The following is an 8,318-nucleotide window of genomic DNA, read 5'->3' as shown; positions in this document are numbered from 1 at the left end:
AAGAGGCGAGTTCAGAGTGAGTGCGCGTGCTGCACCGTCCAGCTGGGTAGCCGAGCGGCGGTAGGGTGCCGGATCATGACTCGGCGGATCTTGGTTATCGGTGCGACCGGCCACCTGGGGCGGGTGACGGCCGCACGTGTGGCGAATGCTGGTTGGTCGGTTGTCGGTACGTACTTCACCGCGCCTGGCGAGACCGCTGGTGAGCGGCTCGACGTGCGAGATTCGGGCGCAGTGCGGGAGATGATGCAGCGGGTGCGGCCGGACGTGGTGATCCACACGGCTGCTGGACGCGACGACTGGCGGGTGATCGCGGATGGCGCCGCCCATGTGGCGGCTGCAGCGGCAGCGCTGGGGGCACGGCTGGTGCACGTGTCCAGTGATGCGGTGTTCTCCGGCCGGGACGTCGACTACGACGAGACCGCGCTGCCCGATCCGGTGTACGCCTACGGCGCGGCGAAGGCGGCGGCCGAGACGGCGGTACGGGCAATCGACCCGACCGCCGCCGTGGTCCGAACGTCTCTGATCCTCGGCCACGGGCGTGGAGGCCATGAGACCCTCACCCACGAACTGCTCTCCGGCCGCACCGACGGTGTGCTGTTCACCGACCAGATCCGCAAGCCCGTGCACGTCGACGACCTTGCCGACGCCTTGCTGGAGCTAGCGACCAACGGGTATCAGGGCATCCTCAATGTGACCGGCCCGGACGTCATCAGTCGCTACGAGCTCGGCGTACTGGTCGCCCAGCGCGACGGCCTCGATCCGGCATTGATACCCGCAGCCACGATCGCCGAACGGGGCCTGAGGCTCCCGACCGATGTGCGGCTGCAGACCACCAAGGCCGCCTCGCTACTGCGCACGCGATTGAGGGGCGCGCGCGAGTTCATGGCCGTTCCGCGGAAGGAACCGATGCGGGCGGAGCCAGCAGCCGACGCAGGCAGACAACAGAGCAGGCCAAAGTGAGCACTGCCCGAGGTCGTAGCCGCGGTCGGCGTAGACGCGTCATAGGTCCGCCATGCACCCAGAGCCGGATCGCCGGCCCAGACACGACGGACAGCACGTCCGCTCTTTCTGAACTGATCTCTTATTGGGAGCGGGAGGTGACATCGTCGATGCGGCGTTGGCCGAGAGCGTATGCGAGTGCCTCGCGCAGCGTTTGGTTCTCGGCCTCCAGCTTGCGGAGGCGGTCGGTGGCGGCCTCCAGCCGGCGCAGTAGGGAGGCGTCGGAGGCGCGTTGGCGTGGAGGAACGCTCGGGTGTGGTTGACGGGGTTGGTGCCGGTCGCGGAGTCGTTCGATCTCGGCGCGTAGTTCGGGTTGGGAGTAGAGCCAGGACCGCGAGACTCGGGCCTCTTTGGCGAGGGATTCGAAGTTGACGGGTCGGCCGGTGTTGTCGAGCCGGCGCAGTGCTGTCCGGGCGCGGCGGTGGGTGGCCTCGACGCGTCGGCGGGTGGCGGCGGCGAGGTGGTGCGTGTTGTCAGCCCGCATCGGGTGTCTGCTCCTGTCCGGTGGTGGTCTCGATTTCGTCGATCATGCGGTTGAGGTTGGTGAGGACCTGCTGGTTCATCTCGGTGACCCGGGCGTGGCCGGATTGGGCGGCGTTGTCGAGCAGGGTGAGGGTGCGGACTCGCTGCTCGCGTAGTTGCGGCAGGAACTCAGCCCCGGTGACGAAGACTGGGCAGGTCAGGCAGGCGTTGGCATGCGGGCAGCTCTTTTGCACCGGCAGTCCGCAGTAGCCGTTCGGCAGGGTTTGGGTCGCGATCCCGAAGCGCAGGTTCGCCCACTGCGCTTGGGCGAGTGGCCCGTCCGGGGCGAGAGTGACGTGTTCACCCCGGATGTTGACCTTGACGGCCTGTTCCCATTTGCGGCGCACGGTCGCATTGCTGATCTTGGCATAGTGAGAGGTCATGTGCGGTGAGGAGTGGTCGAGCAGGAGCTGAACGACCTCTTGCGGGACGTCGCGGTTGATGAGCCGGGTAGCGAAGGTGTGCCGCCATTGATGCGGCGTCAGGTGCGCGGGGCGGCCGTGTTCATCCTGGACCTCGCAGGTCGTCAGCCACCGGTCGAGCATCCGGCGGTAGGTCGAAGGGCTCAGATGCTTGCTGCCGTTGGCGTTGCCTCTCTGCCGGGGGAACAGGTGCGGGCAGCCGCCGAGCCACCGAGCGAGCACGCGCTGCTGCTGGGCGAAGATCTGAGCGGCAACGACGTCGTCGATCGGGACGGCGGCGTCACGGTTCATCTTGTGGTTGACGTAGCGCAGGTAGGGAGCGCCGTTGCCGTCGCGGATGATGCAGTCGAACGGGAGGCCGCAGGCGTCGCCGACGCGTAGGCCGCCGTGAACGAGGATGGCCGTGACGAGGCGGTGCGCGGGGTCGGGCCACCGGTCGAGGTTGGCCGGCTGTTCGATCTGGGCCATGACGTGCTCGGCGAGGAACCGGCTGATCCGGGTAACGGCGCGTTTGGGGACGTCGGAGGGGAACAACAGCGCGTCGGTGGGCAGGTCGGTGGTCCAGCGGTGCTGGCGGATGCCTTGCAGGAACAGGCTCAGCCCGGACAGCACGTTGGTTTGGGCACGGGGACCGGAGACGTGGCTGGGCACCCAGGCGATATAGCGTTCAAGAACGTCCCGGTTGACCTCGGCGAGGGCGAGTGCGGCCGGTCGTAACTGGGCGAAGAACTCGGCGAACAGGGTGATCGCTTGCAGATCGGAGAAGATCTTCGTGATGCTCAGCCCGGACGTGATGCGCAGCCGCAGCCAGCGTTTGGCGAGGTCACGCAGCCACGGCTGGGAGATGCGGTCGAAGCGCAGCATTGCGCGGTCACCGACGGTGCGGCTGGGGCTGGACTTGACGCCGATCCGGTGGACTCGCCAGGTGTCGCGTGGGTACTCCACGTCGAGGCCGGTGCCGTCGCGCAGCGTTTCCAGGCAGGCGACGGCGAACAACAGGAAGCTGTTGCCGCTGACCCGGCGTCCGCCGCGGTGGCTCCCGGTGGGTAGCGCGTCCACGATCGCGCGCCACTGGTCGTAGCTGTGATCAAGCAGCGACGACACGCCGGACTCGAGGGCGAACCGCGTCGCCCGCCGCACGATCTGCGGCCGGGCGGTGACGGTCCGCTCGTCGTGGCGGCATTGCATGGCGTACTGGAACTCCAGGCGAAGCGGCGTCGGCAGGGGACGTAGGTCAACCACGTCGGCGCCGTAGAGGTCACAGCTGGCCACGTACTCGGCCGGATCAGGCCGGCCCGCGTGCCGCCACCGTTTGGCGTGTGACCGGCAGAACGCCTGCCGGTCGCTTTCGACCCACAGATCGCAGTGCGGCAACAGGCAGCAGGCTGGCTCGGGGCTGTGGTGCCGTGCGTTGACGGTCGCGAGAAACACCGCGACCTCGGGACGGCCGGCGCGTGTCCAGCGTTCGTGGTGACGCGTGCAGAGACCCTGCCCGACAGCGCCGAATCGGCATCCCTGCGCCACGCATGGCTGCAGTCGGCGGTGGCCCGCAAGCGGACCACCAGGATCGCCCAGGAACTCGGCCATCGGCGGGCGTCCAGCCGCCTGCCAGCGTTTACCATGAGCGGCGCATAGGCAATGCGCAGTCGCTCCGCGGCGGCAGTCGCTGACCGCGCAGGCCGGGACTCCCAGCACCGGGTCGGCCGGGTCGGCGACATACACCTCGGTGCGGAACTCCGGGCGCACCGCAACCAGCAGCTTCTCCAACACCCCGGTTGAGCCGATCGCTGCGACGGAGGCCGCCGCACGTTGCCGTTGCCTGGCCTGGGTTCCGGTCACAGCCGCACCTGCCGCTCGGTGAACCAGCCAGCGTCGGTGAGCACCCGGCGGGCGTCTTCCACGCTCAGGTGCCCATAAGTGTCGATCGTCGTGGTCACCGAGGCGTGACCGAGCAGTTCCTTGACCGACTCCATGCCCGCACCGCGACGCAGCAGCCAGGTGGCGTAGGTGTGGCGGAATTGGTGGGGCTCGAACGCGATGCCGGTCCGGCGGCGAAGCCGTAACACCAGGTCATAGGCGCCCGCGTAGGTCATCGGACGTCCCCGCGGCTCGGCCCACAGATTGACGAAGACGTAATCACTGTCCAACGCCCCGTACTCGCCGTTGAGGTAGTCGACATACAGCCGCATCAGATCCGCACTCGCCGGCACGGTCCGCGAGCGGCCCGACTTGACCCGGGCACCGTTGTCGTTGTCGCGCGGGGCCACCACCACCTGCCGCTCGGCTATGCCCACGTCGTCGTGGCGCATCCCCAACGCCTCGCCGATGCGTACTCCGGTATCCAGCAGAAGCCCGAACAGCAGCCGATCGCGAAGACGCTCGCAAGCGTCCAAAATCGCCTGTGTCTGCCTGGCTTCCAGAACCCGAGGCATCGGCCGAACCGCCTTCAACCGGACCACCGGTGAAGTGCGCGGCTGCCGGGACGAGACATGATCCAGGAACGGCCGGTAGGCCGTCGCCAACGCACGATGTCCTGCTGGCGCGACCCGCCGCAGTAGGGCGGCTACCTCCACGCCGTGCCGAGCATGGAAGTCGTAGAACGAGCCAACCGATGCAAGCTTGCGGTTGACGCTCGATTCCGTGCAGTGCGCGGCCACCGACGGGAGCACGCTCACCAGACCAGCCCGGGCCGACGGTGGAAGGCGTAGCCACGCCGTGAACCGCGCCACGTCCTCGACCGTGACCGCCCGCCAGTCGAGACCGTGGGCGCCGACGAACGTCAGCCAGTCCTTCAGATCATGCGCGTACGCCTTGACCGTATTCGGAGAACGTTCCGTCGACGACAGGTAGGCCAGGAACCGTTCCGCAGGCGCCACCGGCACCAAGTCATCCCCGAGCAGGGTCCACGACACCCGCTCGGACTCGGGCATCACCACCCGTTGAACTCGCATGAGCACCTCCGCTGATCCGTGATGGACAGCGGAAGGTAATCGCATCCGCGACGGGAACTGGCGGATGTCGATCATTCGTCGCGCACGTCATAGACAGCCTTGCTGGGGCTAGAGATAACCGCCGCTGTGTCGCTGTGCCCGCATCTGGCGCTCGGTCGGCACCGTCGCGCCCGTGCCGACCGGCCCGGGGCGGGCATCATCCCGCCCGGGTCGGTGGGTGACAAACCCGACCGGTACCTGTTGGGCATCACCCGTGCCTATCGGACCCGGTTCATCCCCGAAGACGGGTTCACCGTGTACCTACCGGCCCCGTTCAAAACCGTGCACACCTACCTGTACGGGCCGGACGGTCGGCTACGCCCGGCCACCGACACCCGGTAGGCCACGCCGCGCGGTGGGCGTCAGATTCGCCGCAGAAACCTCGATCGACTCGAACCGATCGTCTTGATCCGCCGGTGGAGGCAGGAAACATTGTTAGTGACGGCGCGGCCCGGGGGTTGCAACCCCCGGCCCTGCCGCCCGCCAAAACACAACCTGAAAGGGGTACCACCGTGGCACACGAACTGGAAACCCTCGCGAACGGTCAGACCGCCTTCGCCTCCGCGCGGCTGTCCGCCTGGCATCAGCTCGACACCGTCACCGAGGCGTGTATGACCGCCGAGGAGGTCATGAGCAAGGCGTGGCTCGGCGGTTGGGAGGTCCGCAAGATCGCTCTTCAGGGCATCGAGGTCACCGAGCGCGGGGTGACGAAGGTCGACTGCCCCGACAAGTACATGACCGTGCGCACCAACCCGGCCACGGGCGTGACCGAGTACCTCGGCGTGGTCGGCGAGGACTACAGCGTGGTTCAGAACGAGCAGGTCGCCGAGACGCTCAACCTGTTGGTTGACCAGTCCGGGGCGCACTTCGAGACCGCCGGCTCGATGCGCAAGGGCCGGTCGGTGTTCGTGACCATGAAGCTGCCGCAGGCTATGCAGATCGCCGGGGTGGACGACATGGACCTCTACCTCGCCGCGACCACCTCGCACGATGGCACCGCCGCGCTTCGCCTGGACGCGACCCCCGTACGAATCGTGTGCGCGAACACCCAGGCCCTCGCCTACCAGCGCTCGCGCAGCTCGTACACGTTCCGGCACACCTCGAACGTCACGAGCAAGATCGCCGAGGCGCGGCAGGCCCTCGGTCTGATGTGGCGTGCGTTCGCCGACTTCGAGGCCGAAGCCGAGAAGATGATCAACGAGTCGTTGACCATGGGCGAGTTCGAGAAGATCGTCGCGCAGGTGTGGCCCCTCGCCGACGACGCCTCGGACACGGCGCGCAACAACGCGAAGCAGCGCACGAACACGTTGCGGTACTTGATCCGGGACGCGGACACGCAGAAGGCGATCAAGGGCACCCGGTGGGCCGGATACCAGGCCATCACCGAGTACGTGGACCACTTCGCCCCCGCCAAGACCGACCTCGTTCGGGCCACGCGGGCGCTGACCGGTGCCGGTGCGGACCTCAAGGCCCGCGCGTTCGAGCTGCTGGCGGTCTGAAATGGGCTGGCCATGGTTCCGCCGTAAGAAGAAGACCAAATCCGGTCCCGCTACCGCAGCGCACAGCGCATCGGTACGGCGGAAGTCCGCACCGAGCCAGTCGTCGCGCTGCCGCCCGCCTCGGTGCCTACCGACTCGGCCTTGATCGCGCTGGTCAACGATGTGTGCGGCCAGTTCGCGCGGGCTGAGGTCGCCCGCGCGTTGGCCGGACACGCCACCAGCCACGCCGAACACGCCACCCTGACCGAACGCGCCGCCCGATTCGACGCACTCGTCGACGAGCGTTGGCGGGAACTGGTCAAGGCGATCCGTGCGGGACTGCCCGGCGCGGCGCAGGTCGAGCGGTTCCTGCCGGTCCGGCCGCTGACCAACGGCCACGTCGAGCTGCATGTCCACGACACCCAGGCCCGCCGCCTCGTCGTGCTGCTCACCGGCGCGCAGGCCCTCGCCGTGGGCGCGCACCTGACTGCCAACGGGGCGGTCAGTCTCGACCGGATCGGTCGGAAGCTCGACTCCGGCCTGCCGCACGTGAAGGCCGCCCCACCGTTCTCCACGAACGGGACCGCTGGGCAATTGGCCACCCCGGACGGTGCCGCCGGGCCACCGGCCGCCCATCCCTGACCGCCGCGACGGGTGCCGCGCGGCCCACGGCCCTACCCCGGGCTGCGCGGCATCCCAGGTGACATCCCTTCGACTCGCTGACGGAGTACCCGATGAATCCAGATCGGCTGTTCGACCTCGCCGCCGAGTTCGCTCACGCCATCGGCAACGCCGAACGTTTACACGCCCGCGCGGCGGTCGCCGCCGGCGACGACCACGCCGCTCACGAGAAGGCGGCGTCGAGGTGGGAGGCCGCCGCTGCCCGCCGCCGCGAGCACCTGCGCGCCGCGCTTCGCGAGGCGCTGCGTGGCACCGTCAAGGCGGTGCCGGACGAGCGGCTGCCGGTCGCTACGTGGCAGCGAGGCCGGGTCGAGGTCCGCGCCACCACCCTCGACGGCACCCGCACCGTGCGCGTGCGGTACACCCCGGCGCAAGCCGCCGCTGCCGCAGTCGCGCTCATCGCCTGCGCCGCCATCACCGACGACCCGGATGGCAACACCCTCGCCAGCATCCTCCCCGCCTTCCCACCCACCCCGCCCGGCGACGAGCCCGCGACCGACGAGGCGAAGCCGGCATGACGCCCTCGATCGACCCATCGGAGAACACCGGCAGCCTCGGCGACGGACAACACACCCTCAGCGGCCCGCAACTCGCGGGCGCGCTGGCCCTGCGCGGCCCGGTCGACCCCGTGTACGCCAAGGTGGTCGGCCGGCTCAACCTGCGCGTCTACCCCGGCGAACCCGGGGATCGCACCGCGTACGTGGTGCTCGACGTGCACGGCGTCTCCATCGGCGTGAAACGCCGCGCCAGTGACCTCTACCTCCATGCCGACACCACCGAAACCGACGACCGCCTCATCGCCTTCGAGATCAACGGCGGCGGCGAAATCGACCACCCCACCAGCTAGCCCTCACCCCGTGAACGGAGTCCTGATGTACCGATCCATGGAGTACGGCGACACCGCCCGGGTGATCAAACCGGCCGACCCGGTCGAGTACCGCCTCGGCACCGTCACCGACGTCGACTATTCCACCCCGCACACCACCTACGCCCGCCGCTACACCCTCCGATTCCCCAACGGCGACGAGCGCACCTACCCGGCCGCGAACGTCAAGCGAGTCACCCGGGCCGACGACCGTGCCGCGATGGTAGCCGCGGTCACCGCCGCCTGCGTGGCGCTGCGCTTCGCCTGCCGCATCGCCCACGACTACGACGCCGACCTCAGCAGCGGAATCGCAAGCCTGCTACGGCGGCTGGTCGACCTCGCAAGCCTGCGCCTCGGGCTG

Annotated in this window: 10 protein-coding genes; 7 read left to right on the top strand and 3 right to left on the bottom strand. The window is 68.8% G+C overall.

From position 1 onward, the window contains the following. Positions 1 to 75: 75 nt before the first annotated feature. Positions 76 to 960, top strand: a complete 885-nt coding sequence (locus D2L64_RS26795; RefSeq protein WP_119579977.1) for an SDR family oxidoreductase — start codon at positions 76 to 78, stop codon at positions 958 to 960. 121 nt (positions 961 to 1,081) lie between these two features. Here D2L64_RS26795 and D2L64_RS26790 read toward each other — a convergent pair whose 3' ends face one another. The 3 genes from D2L64_RS26790 to D2L64_RS26780 are packed head-to-tail and all read right to left on the bottom strand — an operon-like array spanning position 1,082 to position 4,969. Continuing rightward, positions 1,082 to 1,483: a DUF6262 family protein gene (locus D2L64_RS26790; RefSeq protein WP_119579976.1), complete on the bottom strand. Its 402-nt coding sequence runs from the start codon at positions 1,481 to 1,483 to the stop codon at positions 1,082 to 1,084. After that, on the bottom strand, positions 1,473 to 3,782 hold the full coding sequence (locus D2L64_RS26785) for a tyrosine-type recombinase/integrase (RefSeq protein WP_199714818.1): 2,310 nt from the start codon (positions 3,780 to 3,782) through the stop codon (positions 1,473 to 1,475). Before D2L64_RS26785 ends, D2L64_RS26790 begins: the two co-directional genes overlap by 11 nt. After that, positions 3,779 to 4,969: a tyrosine-type recombinase/integrase gene (locus D2L64_RS26780; protein ID WP_199714811.1), complete on the bottom strand. Its 1,191-nt coding sequence runs from the start codon at positions 4,967 to 4,969 to the stop codon at positions 3,779 to 3,781. Before D2L64_RS26780 ends, D2L64_RS26785 begins: the two co-directional genes overlap by 4 nt. Positions 4,970 to 5,107: 138 nt before the next feature. Between D2L64_RS26780 and D2L64_RS28145 the strand changes: the two genes are divergently transcribed. The 6 genes from D2L64_RS28145 to D2L64_RS26750 all read left to right on the top strand — a co-directional run. Continuing rightward, a complete protein-coding gene (locus D2L64_RS28145; protein WP_233559173.1) occupies positions 5,108 to 5,275 on the top strand; it encodes a hypothetical protein in 168 nt (55 codons plus the stop codon). 170 nt (positions 5,276 to 5,445) lie between these two features. Then, a complete protein-coding gene (locus tag D2L64_RS26770) occupies positions 5,446 to 6,432 on the top strand; it encodes a DUF932 domain-containing protein (RefSeq protein ID WP_119579975.1) in 987 nt (328 codons plus the stop codon). A 141-nt stretch (positions 6,433 to 6,573) separates the two neighbouring features. Then, on the top strand, positions 6,574 to 7,053 hold the full coding sequence (locus D2L64_RS26765; RefSeq protein ID WP_233559172.1) for a hypothetical protein: 480 nt from the start codon (positions 6,574 to 6,576) through the stop codon (positions 7,051 to 7,053). 92 nt (positions 7,054 to 7,145) lie between these two features. Next, positions 7,146 to 7,610, top strand: coding sequence for a hypothetical protein (locus D2L64_RS26760; protein WP_119579974.1), 465 nt, complete (start codon positions 7,146 to 7,148; stop codon positions 7,608 to 7,610). Continuing rightward, positions 7,607 to 7,939 carry a hypothetical protein gene (locus D2L64_RS26755; protein WP_119579973.1) on the top strand — a complete coding sequence of 111 codons (333 nt, stop codon included), beginning with the start codon at positions 7,607 to 7,609 and terminating at the stop codon, positions 7,937 to 7,939. The genes D2L64_RS26760 and D2L64_RS26755 overlap by 4 nt, the downstream gene beginning before the upstream one ends. 25 nt (positions 7,940 to 7,964) lie before the next feature. Continuing rightward, positions 7,965 to 8,318, top strand: a 354-nt coding sequence (locus tag D2L64_RS26750) for a hypothetical protein (protein ID WP_119579978.1), incomplete at its 3' end; no start/stop codon positions are given.

Origin of the sequence: Micromonospora radicis, from assembly GCF_003583405.1 — a bacterium.
Lineage (GTDB): Bacteria > Actinomycetota > Actinomycetes > Mycobacteriales > Micromonosporaceae > Micromonospora > Micromonospora radicis.
The sequence above is the reverse complement of the archived record's forward strand: the minus strand, read 5'-3'. Positions and strand labels throughout refer to the sequence as shown.

Coding starts and splice junctions, on each gene's coding strand:
- D2L64_RS26755 (WP_119579973.1), top strand. CDS start 7,607: ATGACGCCCTCGATCGACCCATCGGAGAACACCGGCAGCCTCGGCGAC.
- D2L64_RS26790 (WP_119579976.1), bottom strand. CDS start 1,483: ATGCGGGCTGACAACACGCACCACCTCGCCGCCGCCACCCGCCGACGC.
- D2L64_RS26760 (WP_119579974.1), top strand. CDS start 7,146: ATGAATCCAGATCGGCTGTTCGACCTCGCCGCCGAGTTCGCTCACGCC.
- D2L64_RS26780 (WP_199714811.1), bottom strand. CDS start 4,969: ATGATCGACATCCGCCAGTTCCCGTCGCGGATGCGATTACCTTCCGCT.
- D2L64_RS26795 (WP_119579977.1), top strand. CDS start 76: ATGACTCGGCGGATCTTGGTTATCGGTGCGACCGGCCACCTGGGGCGG.